Source organism: Paenibacillus sp. FSL K6-1096 (genome assembly GCF_037977055.1).
Lineage (GTDB): Bacteria > Bacillota > Bacilli > Paenibacillales > Paenibacillaceae > Paenibacillus_AQ.
Genome location: NZ_CP150274.1, coordinates 3952494 through 3974185 on the forward strand (window position 1 = coordinate 3952494; position 21692 = coordinate 3974185).

Sequence of the window (21692 nt, forward strand, 5' to 3'; positions counted from 1 at the left end):
AGGACGGCAAAGCCGTTTCCACTTATTCTATCTCCAGTATACAGGTCGCGCCGCGGTTCCGCTAAACATATAACATCGGCCGGGCCGCCTTATCTCTGGATGATCTCCGTAACCTTCTTCTGAATCACCGGCATCACCTCTTCCAGGGTCTTGTGTCCGGTCTCGACCGGCTGCAGCTCATTGATGAACATGTCGTTGATCTGCGAGTAGTTGGTGATCAGATGGTTATAGGATTCATAGCCGTATTTGACCGCGCCCTCGTAGACCTTCTTCACATCCTCCGGATCAATGCCGTCAAAATGCTTGTAATAGACCTCAGCCGCTTCCGTATTGACTGGCGGATTGCCGCCGCTCAGCTCGATGGACTTCTCCTGAACCTCGGTGGTGATCAGGTATTTGATCCATTCAAAAGCCTCCTTCGGATGCTTCGAATCCTTCAGAATCAGCAGCGGATCAACGAACAGTGTGCTGCGCACCTTGTCGTTGCCTCCCCATGGCACGGCGGCTACGCCAACCTTGAACGGAAAATCGTTAGACCCGGCGAGGTTCCAGGAGCCGCCGACTGACATGCCGATTTTGCCTGCGACGAACGGGTCGCCGTTCTGTCCGGCTACGCTTTTGCTCCACTCGGAGGTCGGGGACACCTTCTCCTTGAACACAAGGTCGAACAGCTTCTGGTAAGCGGCAATCACCTCAGGGGAATCGAAATGCGTCTCGGAAGGAACGCCGCCGTTGGTCCAGGTATCTTCAGAGTAAGGCTCTGCCCCGAAGTACAGCGGCCGCATATCCCGCTCCGCCCAGGTGAAGTCTACGCCGTATTGTGTTTTGGCGATATCGTCCGAGACGACCGTCAGCTTCTTGGCATCCTCAACCATGCGGTCAAAGGTCCAGCTCTTATCCTCATAATCGCTCGGCGGGTAGGAGACGCCTGCAGCATCGAACATATCCTTGTTGTAGAGCATCAGGGTGACGTACATATTGACCGGTATGCCGTAAGTATGGCCGTTTACAGTGTATATTTTCATCAGATTCTCAGGGATATGGTAATCCTCCGCCTTGAAGCCGTCTTCCTTGATAAGGTCCGTCAGATCGAGCAGCATATCCTTGTTGTAATATTCGGCAAATCCTCCGTATCCGTAGTGGCTCGTTACATCCGGGGAATTGCCGCCGGCAATCAGCGTCTGCAGCTTGCTGTCGAACTGCTCATAGGGAGCCTTCTCCACCTTGACCTTGATGTTCGGATGCTCCTTCTCGAATTCCGGGATCAGCTTCTCGATAAAAGTCCGGTCCTCCGAATCAATGGTATAGTGGGATATCGTCACTTGCTCTCCCGAACCGCCGGTATTCCCGGCTCCGCTGTCCCCGGCCGCCACATTGCCTGCCGACTTGCCTCCGCCGCAGCCCGCCAGAACTGCCGCCCCTGTCAATGCTGTTGCCAGCAGCAGCGCATACCTCTTGCTCTTCATCTTATTCTTCATTGTCCAATCCCTCCTGATTTCAAGTGTTGTAACCCGGCAATACTTGGTGCATTACTTGATGCCTGTCAGTACGATGCCTTCCACGAACTGCTTCTGGGCGATAGCGAACAAGGTGACGATCGGAACCATCGCCAGGACGGAGGCGACCATCAGCAGATGCCACGGCGGAATGCGGAAGCGCGATGAGGTGAGGGAGGCCATCCCCACGGGCAGCGTGAATTTGTCCGACGAGCTTAAGTAGAGCACAGGGGTCAGCAGATCATTCCAGCTATAGATAAAAGCGAAGATCGCCACCGTCGCCAGCGCCGGAGCAGACAGCGGCAGCGCGATGGTCCGCCACATTCTCAGCTCGCCGCAGCCGTCAATGCGTCCGGCATCGAACAGCTCCTCAGGCAGCGTGGAGAAGAACTGCCGCAGCAGGAAGATGTTATACGCCGAGCCGAAGAAGGCAGGGACGATCAGCGGGAGGAAGGTGTCGATCCATTGCATCTGAGAGAACAGCACGAACTGCGGGATCATAATGGCCGGATAAGGCAGCATCATCGTGCTCAGCAGCAGGATGAACCAGAAGCTGTTGCCGCGTCCCCGGTACCTGGCGAACCCGTAAGCGACCAGCGCCGAAGAGAGCAGAGTGCCGAATACGGAGAAGCCGGCGATGATCAGGCTGTTCTTGTACAGGGTGCCGAACTGCAGCGTCTCGAAAATATCGGCATAATTGCTCCAGGCCCAGCTCTCCGGGAGAAAGGTCGGCGGGAACTTCAGCATTTCCCGTTTCGACTTCAGCGAGGTGGAGACCATGAAGAACAGCGGCAGCAGCATGAGGAACGTTGTGATGAGCAGCGCGGTGAAGCTGGCGATCTTAACGGGCTTGATTCTCCGGCGCAGCCGGGAAGGCTGGCCAAGCGGGCGGGTGGCCTTAACGGTACTCATCGTTGGCTGCCTCCTTCATAATGGACATAACGGCGCGACAGCCTCATAATGACTGCCGTGAACAGCATGACGACAATCAGCAGCACCCAGGCCAGCGCGGAGGAGTATCCGGCACGGTATTCCTTGAAGGCACTTGTATACAGGTTGTATACATAGAACCAGGTGGAATAATTGGGTCCGCCCTGCGTCATGACGAAGGCTTGCGTGAATACCTGGAAGGAGTCGATCAGACCCATAATCAGCTGAAACAGCAGGACGGGTGAGATCATCGGCAGCGTAATATTTAGGAAAATGCGGAAGCGCCCTGCCCCATCCAGATTGGCGGCTTCGATCAGGCTGGCCGGCACTCCCTGCAGACCGGCGAGGAAGAGGATCATGCCTGAGCCTGCAGTCCAGAAGGACATGATGATTAGGGCGTACAGCGCTGTATCGGGATTCATCAGCCAGGCCGGGCCGTGAATGCCGAACCAGGAGAGCATATAGTTGAAGAGGCCGATCTGCGGATTGAAGATCCAGTACCAGAGGAGCGACATGGCCACACCGGAGACCATACTCGGAAAATACATCGCTGTCCGGAAGAAGCCGCGCCAGGGGAGGGTCTGATGCAGCAGCAGGGCGAAGCCCAGACCGAGCAGCAGCTGTACCGGGACACTGATGAAGGTGTACCTTAGGGTAACTGTCACAGAACGCCAGAACAGCTCATTGTGGAACATCTCCGTGTAATTGGCAAGGCCGATGAATTTGGGCGGATGAATGATGTCATAGTCGGTGAAGCTGTAGAACAGCGAAGACAAGATCGGATACAGGGCGAAGATCAGGAAGCCGATCAGCCATGGGGAGATGAACAGATACATGTAGAACGTCTGCCGCCGGCTCTCACTCTTAATCACGAACACACCAGCCTTTCTTGGTTAAAAGTATAAGCGCTTTAATTTTAGTGGAAAATAAAAATGTAATCTGCCAATATTTTTTATAGTGGACAAATTGTAAGTTAAATCGCTTTAACTTTAATGTCGTCCGTTGACCTAATCATAGTGGATGATCACTAAATAATCAACCCTTTATTTCGGGAATAAAGCGTTACCAGTCAATAAATATAACAAATGAATGGATAATAATGCTGAAAATGATGAAAAATCTGCTGTGACCCGAGATTTTGTGTAAGGTAACCTGACTTTTGAGGCGCGATTTCTAGAGTAGCTCACCTGTGGGCGGCCGATTACTTGCTGGCTTTTCACCTGCGCTGGCCCCGGTAGCTATCGCGCTGCCCAATATACTCGGTTTTCGCATACGTCTACTCCCGAGACAGCAAAAAACCGTCCGGCATTGCCGGACGGCTCCTGCACCACTATCAGCGGGTGCGGGGCTTAATTCCACTGGTGATCGCCGGACAGATACTTCTCGGTCAGTACAGACAGCAGCTCGATGCCCACCTGATTCTGTCCGCCTTCGGGGATGATCAGGTCCGCGTATTTCTTAGAAGGCTCGATGAAGGCTTCGTGCATCGGCTTCACCGTAGTCAGATACTGCGTATGGATCGAACGGATCGTCCGTCCGCGTTCCTCGATGTCCCGCAGCACCCGGCGCAGGATGCGCACATCGGGATCGGTGTCCACGAACACCTTGATATTAAGCTGCTCGCGCAGCTTCTCGTCGGACAGCACATGCAGCCCCTCCAGAATGACGATGTTGTTCGGAGCAAGGCTCACCGTCTTCTCGGTGGAACGGGCATGGATGGTGAAGTCGTAGACCGGAGCGAAAGCGGCTTGTCCGGTCTTAAGGCAATTCAAATGCTCAATCAGCAGGTCGTTGTCGAAGGCCAGCGGGTGGTCATAGTTAATCGCACCGCGTTCGGCCATGCTGAGGTAAGAATGGTCTTTATAGTAGTTATCCTGGGATATAAACGTGACTTTGTCTGAGCCGAGACGGTCAATCACGGAGCGTGCGACTGTGGTCTTGCCGGAGCCGGTCCCGCCGGCGATACCGATAATAAGCATGGTTTTTTCGTAAACCTCCCTAAGCAATTGCCTTTGCAATTCCAATATTGTAGCACAGCAGTCGACTTATTTCATCATGATGGAGAGGAATATCATGTGAACATTCGGATAAATCGGTTATTTTGTAGAGAAATGATATGATTTGAAGGATACGTATAGATGAAGGCCTAATGAGAAGGGGGCAGATTGAACAATATGGATATGCAAAAGGCTCTAATGGAAGCGTTCGGCAGCACACAGGTACAGCTGGCAGGCCATGGCGCACGGGATGCCGCCGTGCTGAAGCGGTCACTGGCGGAAACGGAGGATACCCTTGCAGCCGACATGTACGGGAGCGGGGCTGTGATTGAGGAGTTCCAGGCGGAGATGGCAGAGGTGCTGGGCAAGGAGAGCAGCGTCTTCTTCCCCAGCGGCACGATGGCGCAGCAGATTGCCCTGCGCATCTGGAGCGACCGCGCAGGCAGCCGCAGCGTGGCGTATCATCCGCTGTGCCATCTGGAGATCCATGAGCAGGACGGGCTGAAGGAGCTGCATCATCTGGAGCCGAGATTGCTGGGAAGTGCAGACCGGCTGATTACCCTGGAGGATGTGCAGAGCATGGGGCCTGGGGTAGCCTGTCTGCTGCTGGAGCTGCCGCAGCGCGAGATCGGCGGGCAGCTGCCGGCGTACACCGAGCTGGAGGCCATATCGGCCTACTGCCGGGAGCAGGGGATTAAGCTCCATCTGGACGGGGCGCGGCTGTTCGAGGTGCTGCCTTACTATGGCAAGACGGCGGCCGAGGTCTGTGCGTTGTTCGACAGCGTGTATGTCTCCTTCTACAAGGGGATCGGAGGGATTGCTGGAGCGATCCTGGCCGGAGGCCGGGAGTTCACGGAGGCTTCAAAAATCTGGAAACGCCGCCACGGCGGCGACTTAATCAGTCTCTATCCTTACATTGTACCGGCCCGGTATTACTACCGGCAGAGAATCGGCAACATGGCCAGGTATTACGAGCAGGCCAAGGATCTGGCAGCCCTGTTCAATAGCTGCCACAAGGTATCCACGCTGCCGGAGGTTCCGGTCTCTAATATGTTCCATGTACATTTCGCGATAGCCAGAGAACGTCTTACGCCGGTGCTAATGGAACTGTACAAGGAGACCGGCATCGGCCTGACGCCGCGGCTGAAAGAGACCGGTGATTCTTCTTGTTCCTATGAGATTAATATCGGCGATCTCTACGGTGAAGCAGACCAGACGGCGCTAAGAGAGATGTTCCGGCTACTGGATGAGCGGCTGAAGACGCTCTGAACGGAGCAGGGGCTGTCCCCGGAGCCAAATTAATGGCTAACTCAGGACAGCCCCTGAATAACAACCCCGGCTTACCGGGAACCCTGCGCCTGACCGCGCAGCGCTATTTTGCGTACCGGTCCGGCAACCATCTGCTTCTCCGCCGGATTGAGGCCGAACAGCCACAATGTCAGCGCATAGATGAGGGAGTAGAGGATCACATACAGGCCGAGATACAGGTAGGATGTAATACTGACGAAGCTTAGCAGCAAAATGCCCAGCGCAGTCAGCACCACCACCGGGGTGAATACCCGGAGGATCTGCAGCCAGAAGTGGAGGATATCGAACTTCAACTTGTATTTATAGTAGATATTATTCAGGCAGACGTTGATGAACATCCCGATGGCCGTGGCAATCGCGCAGCCTGTAATACCCCAGAACCGGATGAACCAGAAGGTCAAGGCGACCTTAAGCACCGCAACCGAGAAATAGATGAACGCCTTCACCCGGTGCATATTCATCGCTTCCAGCATCGTGGCGAACAGGGACTGCACAATCGAGGTGATCTGGGGAATGATGATGATCAGGGCGATCGTATAGGCATACCTGTAGCCTTCGCCGAGCCAGATCAGGATGAAGCTCTGTCCGAAGATCACGAACCCGGAGACGATATACCCTACGATCAGCGCCTGAATGCGCCCGATTTTGACCAGCTCCAGCATGAGGGCCGCCTGATCCGCACCCTTGACGATCATCTTGGTGAGCTTCGGCAGGTAGAAGCTGGCCAGCACATTCGAGAAATTAAGAATATACGTATTGAGCTGGGCAGCGATCGCGAAGACCGCGATGGGCATTGCCCCCAGGAACATCCCGATGATGAGCGGGTCGGCATTCGTATAGATCTGGAAGGCGATCGACGACAGCAGAATATACGATGAATAGCTAAAGATCTCCTTGAACAGCTTGGTATCGAAGCCGTGGAATCTGACCTTCAAGTTCAGCTTGGTCCGGCAAAAGACCACATTCAGCACACCAATCGCCAGATTCAGCACCAGCGCGACCGTCACCATTCCCGTGGATCTGAAGCCGAACAGCAGCACCAGCACCATCATGGCCGGAGACAGGACGACGCGGATCAGGTTGATGATTTTGAGATACACGAACCGTTCATAGGCCGTAATAATGGAGCTGAAAATATTCAGCGGGAACGACACCGCCACATTGACCGCCGCAATGATGAAGATCTGCTTCAGAATGCTTAATTCCTTCTCATGGAGACTGCCGAAGATCGAGCCGAAATTAAGCACCAGAATCAGACTGGCCAGGAACGAGACCAGACCGATCGCGGAGAACAGCAGCAGGAACATCCCGTTGATATTGCGCTGTCCTGTAGCGTCATTCTCGGAGATATACTTCGCATTGAAGCGGATGACGGCACTGCCGAAGCCCAGGTCCAGCAGGACGATATAGGCGATAATCGAGTTCACCAGGGAGAACAAGCCGTATTCGGATTTTCCCAGGGTAGATACGATGAAGGGAGTCGAGCCCAGGGAGATAATCACGCCTAAGAATACGGAAGCATAGGTGATGATGGCGGCAAGTTTAATATTGGTTTTCACACAGATCGCTTCCTCGCTACGGAGAGTGTCAGGTGCTACAGCTTAAGCGGTCACGATGGATGAAGCCGCCGCTGCCTCAGCAGGGCTGCCCGACATGGCCTGAATGATCTGGCTGTAATGCGCAGTGGAGAATTCATTATTGTATCTCGGATGATCAAGCTGTCTCAGCTCCTCCAGAAGTTCAGGAATCCGGTCCAGCTCATTCGTGAACTTTACGAACCCCAGGTGCTTGATCCATTCATAGCTGCCTACAACCTTATAGTTGTAATTACCGAGGGCAATGCAAGGCGTAGACGTAATCGCGGCAAAAATCATCCCGTGCAAACGATCCGTAATCACAACCTCCGCCCCCTTGAACTGATCCCACAGCGTGTTCAGCTCCATATCGCGGTCTTGTACAGAGACAGGGCGCTCGATACAGGTGTCCGTGAACGTGATGCTGCTGTAATGCTTCGCGGTGTACGCCTCAATGGTACGCTTGTCCTGATCCCCGAAGATGCTCTCCTTGTCCGCTCTGATGCACAGAAGCGCGCCATGGCGTTCCTTGGGCGGGTCCGTGATATCCAGCGACATAACAATATCCGGTGTTAACAGCACTGCGTTGTTTCTGAAACCGGCTTTCATAATTTCGTACGACGTTGCCTCTCTGGCGACCAGAGTGAGGTCCTTATGGGAACCGTAGAGGTCCTGTGTCTTCTTGAACTCCGCGCGTCCCAGCTCGGTATCGCCGAAGTAGATGGTTTGCGGGAATACGATGATTTTGTTATTAGGGAATTCGGAGATGATCTTGCGTCTTACCTCTTCTTCCCGGAAATATTCAATCCCGAAGTTGCCCCCGCCCTGAAGCACGAAGATATCCTCCGGGGTGCAGAACTCCTCCAGGCACTTCATGTTATGCATCAGCCGGTTGGCGACAATCTCAATCAGGGTATAGTCAGGAAAAGCCTTCCGCAAAAAATTCATCTGCGCATACGTTATGGCATGATCGCCGAGATTGTCATGCTCCGGTGAGCCGACGACATAGATGGCTTTGGTCTTGCCTTTATACGCATTCCGGTAGCTCAGATAGCCCTTATAATATTGGTAGACGGGAATATTGCTTACATAATTGCGGAAGGACAACGGCAGAATCTTCTCAAGGGCTTGGCTCATATCATATTACTTCCCTTCAGGCGGAGTTTGGAATAATACAGCATTTTGTAAATGGTAGAGCTGGTGATGATCAGCACGGAGGCGGTCTTCATCTCCCGGCGGAGCTTCCGGTTGCGGAGAATTTTCGAGATATGCTTGTTCAGGAATCCGCCCAGCTCGACCAGATATTCCTTGTTCATGGCTTTCTCGCCGGTAATCAACTGGTAGTTGCACAGTTCAATTCCTTCGGTCACGGTCCGGCACAGCGAGATTTCTTCGGCCACCGGATAATTCTGCTCCGAGATGGTCTCGTAGATCTCCAGGGCGGCACAGAAGCGGTCATAGTATTTCCGGGTGTTCATCGCGCCGGTGATGCTGTCGCTTCTTTTCAGATACATATATTTGGGGGAGTCGAGCGAGACCGTGGTGCGGGCCTGGAGGAATAGCTTGTAGGTGGTGAAAATGTCCTCGAAGTATTTGCCGACCGGATACCTCACATGGGTGAACAGCTCCGCCTTGTACAGCTTATCCCAGGCCAGATTCTGAATCTCGGTGTCCTCCAGGAGCTTATCGAGGGCTTGCTCGTTATTATAGACATGGACTTCATGGGTGAAGCTCTTCGGAAGCGGCACATCGTCCATAACCTCAACATGGCCGCACACGGCAATATCTGCATCATGGGCGGTCACCAGGGAATATAGGGATTCATACATATCCGGCTCGATCCAGTCATCGCTGTCCACGAATCCGAGATACCTGCCTTTTGCCACTTCAATTCCATAGTTGCGGGCATCGGACAGCCCCCCGTTCTGCTTATGGATGACGACTACCCGGGGGTCCAGCGCCTTGTAGGCCTCGCAGATGTCACCGCACCCGTCCGGCGATCCGTCATTGACCAGAATCAGCTCGAAATCCTTGAAAGTCTGGGCTAAGATCGAATCCACACATTTCTTCAGGTACAATTCCACCTTGTAGATCGGCACAATAATACTGATCTCTGGCTTCACTTGAGCAGTCACTTCCTTTCCAGGGAGAATGCAATCGCAGCTTATTGCTGTATTGAGCAAGAGTCTACGCGTCACTTGAGTTGTGAATATCTTACTATCCGGGTCAAAAGGTTGTATATACTACTTTAGTGTACTTATGGTGCGCAGAAGGTCGTATCCTGCCTGGGACATAGCCGCAATTCCGCAGCAAAAAAGCCGCAGCACCATAGAGGTGACTGCGGCCTTCGCCTGCTGAAATTTAGTTGAACGTAATCGCCAGCGCGCTGGTAAACCCGCCGCCCGGCGGCAGGGAGATGACGTTCTGCTTCTCCCGGATATCGCCGGTGAAGCCGGAGGTATCGGCCACGCCATGCCAAGGCTCGATGCATATGAACGGTGCATTCTTCGGCTGCCAGATGCCGAGATCAGGGAAATTGGTGAAGGCGACTGTTACGCTCTTGTCAGACTGTCTGCTTTTGAGGGCAACCGATTTAGACTGGACATTGCGGAAGACCAGGGCGTCGTGCGCGAACATCTCGTGGTTCAGCGGCAGCTTGTTGTCTCCGCCGAGCATGGCCTCGCTCTTATCCGGAGTAATCAAGCCATTCTCATTCAGGAACAGGCGCTCCAGGCGCTCCGGCTGCTCAAATTCAAGATAATAGTCAGTGAAGCTGCCTTCCCCGCCGATCGGGCAGTTGAAGGCCGGATGGGTGCCTAGCTGGAAGAACATTTCCTTTTCTCCGGGATTCTCCACCCGGTAACCGATGTCCAGCGTGCTGCCGTTCAGCGTATAGGTCAGATATAGATGGAACGGATACGGGTAGCTGGCCAGCGTGTCCTCGCTGTGGGAGAGCCGGAAGATTGCCTGCGTCCCGCTGGATTCCACCAGTGTGAATTCACTGCGTCTGGCGAAGCCGTGGCGGGCCAGCGGATACGACTGTCCGTCTACACGGACCGCTTCGCCTGCGGCTGCCCCGATCATCGGGAACAGCACCGGGGAACGGCCTGTCCAATAGGCGGCGTCTCCGCTCCACATATATTCAGTCTCTGTATCAGTTCTTCTGAAGCTGACCAGCTCAGCGCCCAGTGAACTGATTTCGGCCACGGCCAGGCCGCTGCGTAAAATAGTGTTCATGCTTGTACCCCTCTCGTTTCTCAGTTGATATCCTCACGTCTCATATTCTAACAGAGATTGCCGCAGGTGATGCAAATTACGGAAATTCATCAGCCCATATTTTTTACAGTATGTAAAATGACAAACATGTGTAATCCGTTAACATATAAAGATAGCATTCATTCCATATCAGCGGAAACGGGGGAATAAGCCGATGCAGCTTAAGCAAATATTGGTGAACGGTGAGCGGCTGAAGGAGACGATTGAGGCTTTTGCCGCCTTCGGGCGGACGGACAAAGACGGGGTAACCCGGCTGTCCTTGTCGGAGCAGGATGTGCAGGTGCGCCGCTACTTCGCCGCCTGCTGTGAGGAGCTGGGCATGAGCGTGGAGACGGATGACCTGGGCAATATGTACGCCACCCTTGCCGGGAGTACCGAAGGCCCTCCAATCGTAATCGGCTCGCATCTGGATACGGTGAAGAAGGGCGGCAGATTCGATGGCGTGCTGGGTGTGATCGCCGGCCTTGAAGTGGCAAGAACCCTGGTGGATCACGGTATTCAGCCCCGGCTGCCCGTTACGGTGATGAACTTCACCAATGAGGAGGGGGCGCGCTTCGAGCCGTCCATGATGGCCTCTGGTGTCCTGTCCGGCAAGTTCGATAAGGCGGACATGCTGGAGAAAAAGGATACGGAGGGCGTCAGCTTCGGCGAGGCGCTGGAGGCCAGCGGCTATGCCGGGGAGGCGGAGAACCGGATCAGGGAAGCGGCGGCTTATCTGGAGCTGCACATCGAGCAAGGCCCTGTACTGGAGAAGGAGAACCTCCAGATTGGCCTGGTCGACTGTGTCGTGGGCATGGCCTGCTATGAGATTGAAGTGACCGGGGAATCGGATCATGCCGGAACGACGCCGATGGAGATGCGCCGGGATGCGCTGTTTGCTGCAACCGATCTGATTACGGAGCTGCGCCGCAAGCTGTCTGTGCTGGACCCTGAGCTGGTCTATACGATGGGGCGGATGAACGTGCTGCCGAACATCCATACCGTAATTCCGAACAAGGTAATCTTCACCGTGGAAGCGAGGCACAAGGATATGGACGTGGTCCGGGAGGTCGAGGCGGTCATACACGGCCTGCCGGAGGAGCTGCTGGATTGCACCGTGTCGAAGAGTAAGCTGTGGGGCCGCGATACGGTATGGTTCGATCCGGACATCTGCGGGCTGGTGGCTGACGCAACGCAGAAGCTGGGCTACAGCAGCCGGAAGCTGGCCAGCGGCGCAGGGCATGACGCCCAGTTCGTGGCGGGGTTCCTGCCGTCGGCGATGATTTTTGTCCCCAGCGTGAACGGCAAAAGCCACTGCGAGGAAGAGCTCACCTCCTACGAGGATTGTGAATCGGGCGTGAATGTGGTGCTGGAGACGGTGCTGTCGCTGCTGTCCCGGGCTTGAGCTGGGAGTAGACTGTAGACTAAGCGGAATCCATAGTTTGGCGTTGAAGACACCTAACCGGTGTCTTTTTTTTCGTGTCGGTGAAGGTGCGCGGGCCGATTGTATGCGAAAAACCGAACACATTTGGCATCACGGGGGTAGCCGGGCCGAATGTATGCGAAAAACCGAACACATTCAGTATCGTGAGGGTATCCGAGCCGAATGTATACGAAAAACCGAACACATTTGGCTTCACGAGGGCAACCGGGCCGAATGTATGCGAAAAACCGAATATAATATGCTGGCGAGGTGGTGCTCCAGAATCAATACTGATTCCTCAACATCCATATACAATTTCTGTGATGGACAGGCTGTAAGCAATATATCGATATCGCGGCAAGAATGGGAGATAGTCAAGGCGGAGCTGGAAACGTTAAGTTAGATGGGCGGGAGGGCCGAACGCAGCAGGACGGCAAGTAAAGCAAAGCGAATCGAGTCGTTCACTTCCGGCAGCTCAATATCTATCATGAACATACGGGGGAGATGAGAAGAATGAAGAAAGCTTGGAGAAAGCGGATGCTGCTGGGTGCCAGCCTGTTGCTGGCGGTAGGCGGACTGGCAGGCTGCACGGGCGGCGCAGACGGGAATAAGAATGCGGAGGGGGCAGCGGCCGATGGGCCGACACCAATCTCGATCTGGGCATCGCTGAACACGAATGTCTCGATTACGCTGAAGAATATGAGTGAGATTACGGCGATCAAGGAGTGGGAGAAGAAGACCAACATTAAGACGGAATTCCAGCATCCGGCGGTCGGGGCAGAGACGGAGCAGTTCAACGTGATGCTGGCATCCAACAAGCTGCCGGATGTGATGTTCGTCTATGGCGACTATTCCAAGCTGTACACGGACGGCAGCATCATTAAGCTGAACGATCTGATTGACCAGTACGCGCCTAACCTGAAAAAGATTCTGGACGAGAATCCCGAGATGGCGAAGCAATTGAAAGCGGATAACGGGGACATCTATGCCATCCCGCATCTGCGGCTGGGCAAGTACAAGACCTTCGGCGGCATGTTCATCCGCCAGGATTGGCTGGATGAGCTGAAGCTAGAGCAGCCGGAGACGATTGCCGAGTGGGAGACGGTGCTGAAGGCCTTCAAGGAGAAGAAGGGCGTCACCGCTCCGCTTCTGTACGGCGCTCCGCCCAAACTGACGACGATGGGCCCGGCAGCCGCCAATTTTCTGGAGGCCTACGGCATCACGAATACAATCTTCCTCAAGGACGGCAAGGTGGTCTTCGGACCGGTAGAGCCGGAATTCAAGGAGTTCCTGACCACCTTCCACCGCTGGTATCAGGAGGGGCTGATCGATCCGGACTTTGCCACCAATGATCAGAAAACCTTTGATGCCAAGATTCTTAGCGGCCAGGCCGGTGCCTTCTTCACGTACATCGGCGGCGGGATCGGGCGCTATCTGCCCGCCCTCCAGGAGAAGGAGCCAGAGGCCAATCTGACGGCCGTGCAGTTCCCCATAGTGAACAAGGGCGATGAGCCGATGTTCACCGGCCGGTCCTGGGAGTGGAGCGGTGCCGGAGCCACGATTACCAAGAGCAACAAGCACCCAGAGGAGACCGTGAAGGCGCTGGATTATTTCTTCAGTGAGGAAGGCCATATGCTGAAGAACTTCGGCGTAGAGGGTGTGACGTACACGATGAAGGACGGATATCCGACCTACACGGATGAGATTCTGAAGAACCCGGACGGACTATCGGTGGTTCAGGCGATGGCGAAGCATTTCATTGCCAACTATCCGTTTGTCGGGGAGGATGACGACCGGTACAACGAGCAGTATTACCAGTACCAGCAGCAGAAGGACGCGGTAACGCTTTTTTCCAAATATAGTGACAATACGCTTAAGGTCGGTCTTCCGCCCGTCAGTCTGACTACCGAGGAATCCAGTGAATACAGCAAAATCATGAGCGACATCACCACCTACCGCGATGAGATGTTCATCAAGTTCGTCATCGGCGCGGAGCCGCTGGAGAACTTCGATAAGTTCACAGCCCAGATCGGCAAGTTCAACCTGAAGCGGGCGATTGAAATTCAGCAGGCGGCAGTAGACCGCTACAATGCAAGATAAATCAGGATGAAGGCCACCTGCGGAGCGGCAGAATGAGCTGATTATGCCCCCGCAGGCCGGTCCTGCAAAAGAAAGGAGGGAGACCTGTGACACAGAAGTTATCCCTGGTCTGGCTGAATTACAAGCGGAACAAAGTGATCTACTGGATGGCTTTTCCGGTGGTTCTGTACTTTCTGGTCTTCAAGTATCTGCCGATGTATGGTGCGGTCATCGCGTTCAAGGAATACACCGTCGGCAAGGGCATCTGGGGCAGTGAGTGGGTGGGGCTGCAGCATTTCCGCGATTTTTTTCAGAGCTATTATTTCTGGCGGGTGCTCAAAAACACACTGATCCTCAGCTTCTACCAGCTGCTGTTCGGCTTCCCGGCCCCGATCCTGCTGGCGCTGCTGCTCAATGAGCTGAGGCATGAGATGTTCAAGCGCACGGTGCAGACGGTCTCTTATATCCCCCACTTTATCTCCCTGGTGGTCATTTGCGGAATGGTGGTCGATTTCTCCTCCCGTGACGGGCTGTTTAATTCGATCATTACATTCTTCGGCGGGGAGAGCAGCGCGCTGCTGAGTGAGCCGGGGAATTTCCGCACGATCTATACGGCCTCCTCCATCTGGCAGGAGCTTGGATTCTCGACCATTATCTATCTGGCGGCGCTCAGCGGAATTAATCCCGAGCTCTACGATGCATCGATGGTGGACGGGGCCAGCCGGCTCCGCCGGGTCTGGCATATTACCCTGCCGGGAATTATCCCGATGATTGTCATTCTGCTGATTCTGCGCATAGGCGGGCTGATGGAGATCGGCTTCGAGAAGGTCATCCTGCTCTATAATCCGAACGTCTACGATACAGCGGATGTCATCTCCACCTTCGTCTACCGCAAAGGGATCAGCGAGAGTGCAGAGTTCAGCTATACGACGGCCGTTGGCCTGTTCCAGTCGCTGGTCAATTTCATTCTGCTCATCGGGGCCAACCGTCTCTCCAAGGCCGTATCCGACAATAAGCTGTTCTAAGTGAGGGATTCTCATGACGATTAAACGAACGATAGGGGAAAAGCTGTTTGACAGCCTCAACGTGCTGCTCATGATCCTGCTGATCATCATCACCTTGTATCCGCTGTGGCATGTGCTGAATGCTTCGTTAAGCGACTCCAACCGGCTGATGGCCCATAGCGGCCTGCTGCTGCTCCCGGACGGGTTCAACCTGGACAGCTACAAGCTGGTGCTCAGTAATCCGAGCATTCTCTCCGGCTACCGGAATACGCTGGTGATCGTAGTGTTGGGCACGGCGCTCAATCTGCTTTTTACCATCCTGGGGGCCTATACCCTCTCCCGCAAAAGCTTCATGCTGCGCAATCCGATCATGCTGGCCATTGTGTTCACCATGTTCTTCAACGGAGGCATTATTCCGACCTACCTGCTGATTAACAATACTCTGCATCTTGGCGATAATCTGCTGGCGCTGATTGTGCCGGGGCTGGTCAGCAGTTATAATCTGATCATTATGCGTACAGCCTTTCAGGGAATCTCCGAGAGTCTGCTGGAATCGGCGAGAATTGACGGGGCGGGGGAGCTGCGCATCCTGTGGCGGATTGTCGTCCCTTTATCGATGCCGGTCATTGCGGTCATGATTCTGTTCTACGGGGTGGGCCACTGGAACTCCTGGTTCAGCGCCATCCTGTACATCCGCGACCGTGATCTGTATCCGCTTCAGCTGGTGCTGCGGGAGATTCTGATCCAGAACAGCACGGATTCGATGACCACCTCGGCCGCCATGGGCGACAAGGAAGCGATCGGAGAAAGTGTGAAGTACGCAACGGTGATGGTGGCTACGCTGCCGATTCTGTTTATTTATCCGTTTTTGCAGAAGTATTTCGTGAAGGGCGTCATGATCGGCGCAATCAAGGAATAGACCGGAGCCGCACCAGCACTGCATCCACATCATGAACAAGGAGGAGGAGCGCCTTGAAAAAGAAAAGCATCCTGCTGTCCTGGAGCCTCTCTTATCTGGTCATCCTGCTCATCCCCGTGGCCATCGGGGCGGCTGTATTTGCGGAAGCCCGCAATCTGCTGAAGGAAGAGGTGAACCGCTCCAACATGGTGCTGCTGTCCCAGGTGCAGGAGACGATCGACAGCCAGATCCGGGATATCAGCAGCATCAGCAGCCAGCTTATGGCCGATTCCCAGCTCAGCAGCTTCATTAACCATGCGTCCGAGCAGGATGCCAGATGGCGGCTGATGGGGCTGGAGCTGATTAAGAACCTCAAATCGATCCGCATCGGGAACGGGCTCATCCGCGAGCTGTACATCTATGTGAAGTCTTCCGATGTGGCGCTGTCCTCCTCTTCGCTGATGTCCAAGAAGCTGCTGTATGAGATTTATTATGAGGGCACCGGGGTAAGCGGGCCGGAGTGGACTAAGCTGATGGAGGAGTCAGACCAGAGCGCCTTCCGCAAAATGAAAGTCCTCAGCGAGGACCTCCGCATAGAGGAGACCTTGGTCTACCTTCAGCCTTATCCGGTTCAGGTGTCGCCGGGCAGCCCGGCTACCTTTGTGGTCATGCTGGACCCGGAACGGTTCCAGCAGGCGATCAATAATGTGCGGCTGGAGCCGGAGAGTATAGTGTTCATTCTGGACCGTGACGGGCGTGCGCTTTTCTCCACAGGCACTGTTGAAACCCCTTACACGATCCAGCAATATTTGCAGCAGAACAAGGACGGCGGTAGACGGGCCGGCACGGCCGACTGGAACGGGGAATCGGTGACGGTCTCGCAGATCTCCTCCAATGTGGAGGAGTGGCAGTATGTCTCTATCGTTCCGACCCGGATCTATGCCAAGAAGCTGATGGTCATCCGCAGCATCACCTTCGCCGGTGTAGCTGCGGTGCTGGTGCTGGGCGGTGTGGCCGCCTGGTGGTTCACCCGGCGGAATTACCGGCCGCTCGGCCGGATTATGAATATTATCTCCGATAAGGTCAAGGGGAAGCTGGAGCAGCCGGATGATGAGTTCGGCATTCTGCAGACGGTGCTGACCCGGGCCTGGGAGGAGCAGGACCAGTTCGCCACGCGGCTCAAGGAGCAGCAGACGATGGTACGCAGCAGCTTCCTGACGAGGCTGCTCAAGGGACGGGTACAGCCGGGAGAAGGGCTGGCCGGGGAGATGGAGCGTGTAGGCCTTATTTTTGAGAGCGATTCCTTTGCGGTCTTGCTGGTGCACATAGAGAATTATGAGGGGCTGTTCCGCACAAGGGCCCCGGAGGACAAGGAGGAGAAGCGCCAGTTCGTGCATCTGATCCTGACCAATGTGCTGGAGGAGCTGCTGGGGCCAGCCGGTCCTGTATATTCCGCAGAGATGGATGGACGGATTGCGCTGCTGGTCAATCTCCGGGGAAATACGGCAGAGGCAGTGCCGGAGCTGATCCGGGCGACCGGAGAGGCGCAGCATTTCATCCAGTCCCGCTTCCTGATCTATTTCTCCGTTGGCGTCAGCAGTGTCCACACCTCTCTGGCAGACATCTCCGCCTGCTTCCGGGAGTCGGAGGAGGCGCTGGAATACCGGCTGATTCTCGGCATCGGCCAGATCATTGACCAGGACCGTATCCGCCAGCCCAAGGAGGAGCTGTATTATCCGCTCGATCTGGAGCGTCAACTGGTCAATTATATTGCCACAGGCAACTATGCCCGTTCTACCGAGGTGATGAATGAGATTCTGATGACCAATTTTGCCGGAGAGCCCTTGTCCGTAGAGCTGGCCCGCTGCCTGATGTTCGAGCTGATCGGGACCATGCTGAAGGCCACGGAGCAGATCAAGACGGATGACCAGAAGGAGCTGACCCGGCGCAATGAGCTGATCCGGCGGCTGTTTGCCTGTGAGACCTTCGAGGAGATGGAGACGGAGCTGCTGCAGATTCTGGAGACGGTCTGCCAGATGGTGCATGAACGCAAGCGTTCCCACAACACCGAGCTGAAGGAGCAGCTCCTGGAATTCATTCATGAGAATTACAACGATGTGAATCTGGGGCTGACCCATATTTCGGAGCGCTTCCGGTTCCATGCTACGTATGTCTCCAAGTATTTCAAGGAACAGACCGGCACCAACGTTATCGACTATATCAACCAGTACCGGATTGAAGAGGCTAAGCGGATATTACAGGCGGATGATTTGACGGTGCAGGAGGTCTCCGAGCGCGTGGGCTTCCTGAACAGCAATTCCTTCATCCGGGTGTTCAAGAAATATGAGGGGATCACTCCCGGCCAGTATAAACAGGCCAGCCGGCTGATCCAGCAGGATCATGTATAACAAGGAGGCTATTCTGATATGTGGAAGCAAGCGATTGAGGATGTACTTCAAGTAACGAAACGCAATATTTCAAGATTCGGGGACCGCTTCCCTCATGTGAGTGCCGGGGATGAGCACTATACATTGAATGATAATACGGAGTGGACGGCGGGCTTCTGGTCCGGCATCCTCTGGCTGTGCTCTGAGTACAGTGAAGATCCGGTCTACCGGGAACAGGCGTTAAGCACCGTGCGGAATTTCCGCCGCCGGATGGACCAGAAGATTATTTTCGATCATCATGATATCGGCTTCCTGTACTCTTTGTCTTCCAAGGCCCAGTGGATCATCGAACGGGACGAAGGCGCCCGGCAGCTTACGCTGGAGGCGGCGGACATGCTGATGAAGCGCTGGCGCGAAGGCCCCGGACTGATTCAGGCTTGGGGCCGGGAGGGCGATGCGGTCAACGGCGGACGGATCATTATCGACTGTCTGCTCAATCTGCCGCTATTGCTCTGGGCGCATGAGCAGACCGGCAATGAGGCCTACCGGCGGGTGGCCGAGCTGCATGCGCTTAAGTCCCGCCGCTTCCTGGTGCGTGGGGATGATTCCAGCTATCACACATTCTTCTTCGATCCGGTGACCGGAGACGCTATCCGCGGCGGCACACATCAGGGCTACAGGGACGGCTCGACCTGGACGCGCGGGCAAGCCTGGGGCATCTATGGCTTCGCCCTAATTAGCCGGTATCTGAAGAGCGCAGAGATGCTGGAGACGGCGAAGCGGCTGGGCCGTTACTTCGTGGCCCATCTGCCGGAGGATGGGGTCGCCTATTGGGATTTCGACGCTCCCGTTGAACCGGGAACGAAGCGCGACAGCTCGGCCTCAGCCATTGCTGCCTGCGGGCTGCTGGAGATCGCTTCACAGCTGGAGGCCGGTGACCCGGAGCGCCGCTTCTTCCAGGAGGCGGGGGAGGCGTCGGTGAGAGCGCTGGCGGAGCATTATTCGACACATGGCAGCGATCAGGCGGAGGGTCTGCTGGAGCATGGCGCGTACTCGGCCAGATCCGGGGATTCGCCGGATGATTACACCATCTGGGGCGATTATTATTATCTGGAGGCGCTGATGCGGCTGGAACGGGGGATTCCGGGGTATTGGTATGAGCGGTCCGTTCTATAGATCCCAGCTATGTGGGATGGCAGTTTCTGCGTGCAGCCGGGATAATGGAGCCATGAGCCGGAGCCGGCCATGGCTCCTGCTCATGACTGGAGGGGATAGAATGAACAACAATATAGCTAATGGGGCCAGCCCGTGGGAGCAGGCAGACGGCGATCAGTATGTACAGAATATCAGCCGCAAAATCCCCGGCTACGCGCTGCAATATGACCTGATGGATACGCTGCTGACCGCACGGCTTGGAGGGCGGGAGAAGCCGGAGCTGCTGGTCGTGGGAGCAGGCGGAGGCCAGGAGATACTGAAGCTGGGCCAGAGCCACCCGGACTGGAGCTTCAGCGGGCTGGACACCTCGCAGAGTATGCTCCAGGCTGCGAGGCAGCGGCTGGAGGCTGCGGGTCTGATGGGTCTGCTGGATAGAGTGCGGCTGCATCTTACGGAAATTAGTGCCTGGAGCTGTGCCAGAGCATATGATGCCGCAACCTGTATGCTGGTGCTGCATTTCGTGCAGGGGCGGGAGAACAAGCTGGCTCTGCTCCGCAGCATTGCCGCGCGGCTTCAGCCGGGTGCACCGCTCTGCCTGTCCGCCATCTGCGGGGAGCCGGGCTCACCAGCATGGGAGCTTCAGATGGCGGGCTGGCGGCTGCATATGCTCGGTAACGGCATCCCAGAGGATCAGTGGCAGACCTTTCCGCAGTCGTTCGGGATGACCTCCCATCCGCTTCCTGCCGCAGAGATGGAGCAGCTGCTGGAGGAGGCCGGGTTCACGGCCGTATCCCGCTTCTTCGGCGCTTATCTGATTGACGGCTGGGTGGCGGTGAAGGCGGAGGAACGATAGCATTGCACTTTGTACAATGGAATGCTGTAGAAGAGGCTTCGAAATAGGATCTATTGTATTCCGTACAATCGGATATTGAAAAAAGGCCCTTTTTCACCTCAAACACAACATTCTACTGTATGAATTACAATAGAATCGTATTTTACGGTCAGCAATGCGTTTTCTATTGCAGGAAATACAATCAGTTACTTGAATTGAAGGGTAGAGGTCAGCAACGGGCGCTGGGTCAGCCTAATATCAGCTCTATGTTCAAGCTCAGTCTTTAATTAGAGATAAGTGTATTCTGTGCAACTATAAACAGTGCACCCGAAGGTTTTCCTCGTCTAACGGTATTCTGTACAACTATATTTGCCTGGATGGGCGAAAATCCAGTTATAGAGGCATTTTACTTGTACGAAATACAGCTAAACCGAGATTCGGCGGCACATCCGGCGGTTTAGATGTACAGACTACAATTAAGCCTACCCCTTGCACCTTAATCCGGCACAGCAACCCTGCCCCGTCACCCCTTCACCGCCGAGCTGGCCACTCCTTCAATGATGTACTTTTGGCCGAGCAGGAAGACGAGAATCATCGGGATGATCCCGGCGGTTGCGGCGGCCATCATGCCGTTGTAATCGACATTGTTCTCCAGAATGAAGTTCTGCAGCCCGAGCGGAACGGTGAACAGGTCCTGGTCGATCAGGAAGACGAGCGCATTCTCATAATCGTTCCAGTGCCAGGAGAAATCGATAATCGCCAGCGTCGCCAGCGAGGGCTTGGCCATCGGCAGGATAATCCGCGAGAAGATGCGGAAATGGCCTGCGCCGTCGATGAAGGCGGCCTCCGAGATTTCGTAGGGCACGGAGAGGAAGAACTGCCGCATCATGAATACGCCGAAGATGGTGAACATGCCGGGCAGAATCAGTGCCCAGTGGGTGTTATAGATGCCGGCCCAGTCGAACATGATGAACTTGGGCACGAACAGCACCTGCGGAGGAACCATCATCATCGACAGATAGACCAGGAACATCGTGTTACGCCCCTTGAACTCAATTCTGGCAAACCCATAGGCCGCCAAGGCGGACAGGGAGACGGCGCCGATGGTGCTCAGCACAGCGACCTTAAGGGAATTCAGGTAATAGGGCACGAAGCTGCCCTGGCCGGACCACACCTTTACATGATGACTCCAGTTGAAGTGGTCTGGAATCCACTGGATCGGATAACGGAATACCTCGGATGGGGTTTTGAAGGAGGTGCTGATCATCCAGAGGAAGGGTACAATCATGACGATGCTGAAGAACAGCATGATCAGGGTAGCGGTGATTTTGGTAACGGCGGCTTTATTCATATT

The 21692-nt window shown here is 55.0% G+C and carries 17 protein-coding genes; 8 read left to right on the plus strand and 9 right to left on the minus strand.

Annotated features, from left to right (window positions below; all coding sequences use genetic code 11):
* Window positions 1-89: 89 nt before the first annotated feature.
* The 4 genes from MHI24_RS17655 to udk form a co-directional block, all read right to left on the minus strand.
* Window positions 90-1478, minus strand: coding sequence for a sugar ABC transporter substrate-binding protein (locus MHI24_RS17655; RefSeq protein WP_340020834.1), 1389 nt, complete (start codon window positions 1476-1478; stop codon window positions 90-92).
* Window positions 1479-1529: 51 nt separating this feature from the next.
* Window positions 1530-2408 (minus strand): carbohydrate ABC transporter permease, encoded by an 879-nt coding sequence (locus tag MHI24_RS17660; protein WP_340020835.1) that lies wholly within the window; start codon window positions 2406-2408, stop codon window positions 1530-1532.
* Window positions 2405-3298, minus strand: coding sequence for a sugar ABC transporter permease (locus MHI24_RS17665; RefSeq protein ID WP_340020836.1), 894 nt, complete (start codon window positions 3296-3298; stop codon window positions 2405-2407). The genes MHI24_RS17660 and MHI24_RS17665 overlap by 4 nt, the downstream gene beginning before the upstream one ends.
* Before the next feature lie 477 nt (window positions 3299-3775).
* Window positions 3776-4405, minus strand: coding sequence for a uridine kinase (udk, locus tag MHI24_RS17670; RefSeq protein WP_340020837.1), 630 nt, complete (start codon window positions 4403-4405; stop codon window positions 3776-3778).
* 195 nt (window positions 4406-4600) lie between these two features.
* On the opposite strand from udk, the gene MHI24_RS17675 reads away from it, so the two are divergent.
* Entirely contained in the window at window positions 4601-5692 is a 1092-nt protein-coding gene (locus MHI24_RS17675) for a beta-eliminating lyase-related protein (protein ID WP_340020838.1), read from the plus strand.
* Window positions 5693-5763: 71 nt separating this feature from the next.
* On the opposite strand, the gene MHI24_RS17680 is transcribed toward MHI24_RS17675, so the two are convergent.
* The 4 genes from MHI24_RS17680 to MHI24_RS17695 all read right to left on the minus strand — a co-directional run bounded on the left by MHI24_RS17680 (window position 5764) and on the right by MHI24_RS17695 (window position 10542).
* Window positions 5764-7290 (minus strand): oligosaccharide flippase family protein, encoded by a 1527-nt coding sequence (locus MHI24_RS17680; protein ID WP_340020839.1) that lies wholly within the window; start codon window positions 7288-7290, stop codon window positions 5764-5766.
* Between the two features lie 42 nt (window positions 7291-7332).
* The gene (locus MHI24_RS17685) at window positions 7333-8442 is read right to left on the minus strand and encodes a polysaccharide pyruvyl transferase family protein (protein ID WP_340020840.1); all 1110 of its coding nucleotides are present in this window, start codon (window positions 8440-8442) and stop codon (window positions 7333-7335) included.
* Complete coding sequence (locus tag MHI24_RS17690; protein WP_340020841.1) at window positions 8439-9428, minus strand: glycosyltransferase; 990 nt, start codon at window positions 9426-9428, stop codon at window positions 8439-8441. Before MHI24_RS17690 ends, MHI24_RS17685 begins: the two co-directional genes overlap by 4 nt.
* 238 nt (window positions 9429-9666) lie before the next feature.
* Complete coding sequence (locus tag MHI24_RS17695; protein ID WP_340020842.1) at window positions 9667-10542, minus strand: aldose 1-epimerase family protein; 876 nt, start codon at window positions 10540-10542, stop codon at window positions 9667-9669.
* Between the two features lie 193 nt (window positions 10543-10735).
* Here MHI24_RS17695 and MHI24_RS17700 point away from each other — a divergent pair, with 193 nt between their 5' ends.
* From MHI24_RS17700 to MHI24_RS17730, 7 genes are all read left to right on the plus strand, one after another.
* Complete coding sequence (locus MHI24_RS17700) at window positions 10736-11965, plus strand: Zn-dependent hydrolase (protein ID WP_340020843.1); 1230 nt, start codon at window positions 10736-10738, stop codon at window positions 11963-11965.
* 531 nt (window positions 11966-12496) lie between these two features.
* The gene (locus MHI24_RS17705) at window positions 12497-14083 is read left to right on the plus strand and encodes an extracellular solute-binding protein (protein WP_340020845.1); all 1587 of its coding nucleotides are present in this window, start codon (window positions 12497-12499) and stop codon (window positions 14081-14083) included.
* Window positions 14084-14229: 146 nt separating this feature from the next.
* Window positions 14230-15087 carry an ABC transporter permease subunit gene (locus tag MHI24_RS17710; protein WP_340026720.1) on the plus strand — a complete coding sequence of 286 codons (858 nt, stop codon included), beginning with the start codon at window positions 14230-14232 and terminating at the stop codon, window positions 15085-15087.
* Window positions 15088-15100: 13 nt separating this feature from the next.
* Complete coding sequence (locus MHI24_RS17715; protein WP_340020846.1) at window positions 15101-15985, plus strand: carbohydrate ABC transporter permease; 885 nt, start codon at window positions 15101-15103, stop codon at window positions 15983-15985.
* A 53-nt stretch (window positions 15986-16038) separates the two neighbouring features.
* A complete protein-coding gene (locus MHI24_RS17720) occupies window positions 16039-18372 on the plus strand; it encodes a helix-turn-helix domain-containing protein (RefSeq protein WP_340020847.1) in 2334 nt (777 codons plus the stop codon).
* An 18-nt stretch (window positions 18373-18390) separates the two neighbouring features.
* Window positions 18391-19527: a glycoside hydrolase family 88 protein gene (locus tag MHI24_RS17725; RefSeq protein ID WP_340020848.1), complete on the plus strand. Its 1137-nt coding sequence runs from the start codon at window positions 18391-18393 to the stop codon at window positions 19525-19527.
* Between the two features lie 100 nt (window positions 19528-19627).
* A complete protein-coding gene (locus MHI24_RS17730; RefSeq protein ID WP_340020850.1) occupies window positions 19628-20359 on the plus strand; it encodes a methyltransferase in 732 nt (243 codons plus the stop codon).
* A 502-nt stretch (window positions 20360-20861) separates the two neighbouring features.
* On the opposite strand, the gene MHI24_RS17735 is transcribed toward MHI24_RS17730, so the two are convergent.
* Window positions 20862-21689: a carbohydrate ABC transporter permease gene (locus tag MHI24_RS17735; RefSeq protein WP_340020851.1), complete on the minus strand. Its 828-nt coding sequence runs from the start codon at window positions 21687-21689 to the stop codon at window positions 20862-20864.
* Window positions 21690-21692 lie beyond the last annotated feature (3 nt).

What these genes read in the sequence shown, in the direction of transcription:
- MHI24_RS17655 (WP_340020834.1), bottom strand. Translation starts at nt 1,478, where the DNA reads ATGAAGAATAAGATGAAGAGCAAGAGGTATGCGCTGCTGCTGGCAACA.
- MHI24_RS17660 (WP_340020835.1), bottom strand. Translation starts at nt 2,408, where the DNA reads ATGAGTACCGTTAAGGCCACCCGCCCGCTTGGCCAGCCTTCCCGGCTG.
- udk (WP_340020837.1), bottom strand. Translation starts at nt 4,405, where the DNA reads ATGCTTATTATCGGTATCGCCGGCGGGACCGGCTCCGGCAAGACCACA.
- MHI24_RS17675 (WP_340020838.1), top strand. Translation starts at nt 4,601, where the DNA reads ATGGATATGCAAAAGGCTCTAATGGAAGCGTTCGGCAGCACACAGGTA.
- MHI24_RS17685 (WP_340020840.1), bottom strand. Translation starts at nt 8,442, where the DNA reads ATGAGCCAAGCCCTTGAGAAGATTCTGCCGTTGTCCTTCCGCAATTAT.
- MHI24_RS17695 (WP_340020842.1), bottom strand. Translation starts at nt 10,542, where the DNA reads ATGAACACTATTTTACGCAGCGGCCTGGCCGTGGCCGAAATCAGTTCA.
- MHI24_RS17700 (WP_340020843.1), top strand. Translation starts at nt 10,736, where the DNA reads ATGCAGCTTAAGCAAATATTGGTGAACGGTGAGCGGCTGAAGGAGACG.
- MHI24_RS17705 (WP_340020845.1), top strand. Translation starts at nt 12,497, where the DNA reads ATGAAGAAAGCTTGGAGAAAGCGGATGCTGCTGGGTGCCAGCCTGTTG.
- MHI24_RS17710 (WP_340026720.1), top strand. Translation starts at nt 14,230, where the DNA reads ATGGCTTTTCCGGTGGTTCTGTACTTTCTGGTCTTCAAGTATCTGCCG.
- MHI24_RS17715 (WP_340020846.1), top strand. Translation starts at nt 15,101, where the DNA reads ATGACGATTAAACGAACGATAGGGGAAAAGCTGTTTGACAGCCTCAAC.
- MHI24_RS17725 (WP_340020848.1), top strand. Translation starts at nt 18,391, where the DNA reads ATGTGGAAGCAAGCGATTGAGGATGTACTTCAAGTAACGAAACGCAAT.
- MHI24_RS17730 (WP_340020850.1), top strand. Translation starts at nt 19,628, where the DNA reads ATGAACAACAATATAGCTAATGGGGCCAGCCCGTGGGAGCAGGCAGAC.
- MHI24_RS17735 (WP_340020851.1), bottom strand. Translation starts at nt 21,689, where the DNA reads ATGAATAAAGCCGCCGTTACCAAAATCACCGCTACCCTGATCATGCTG.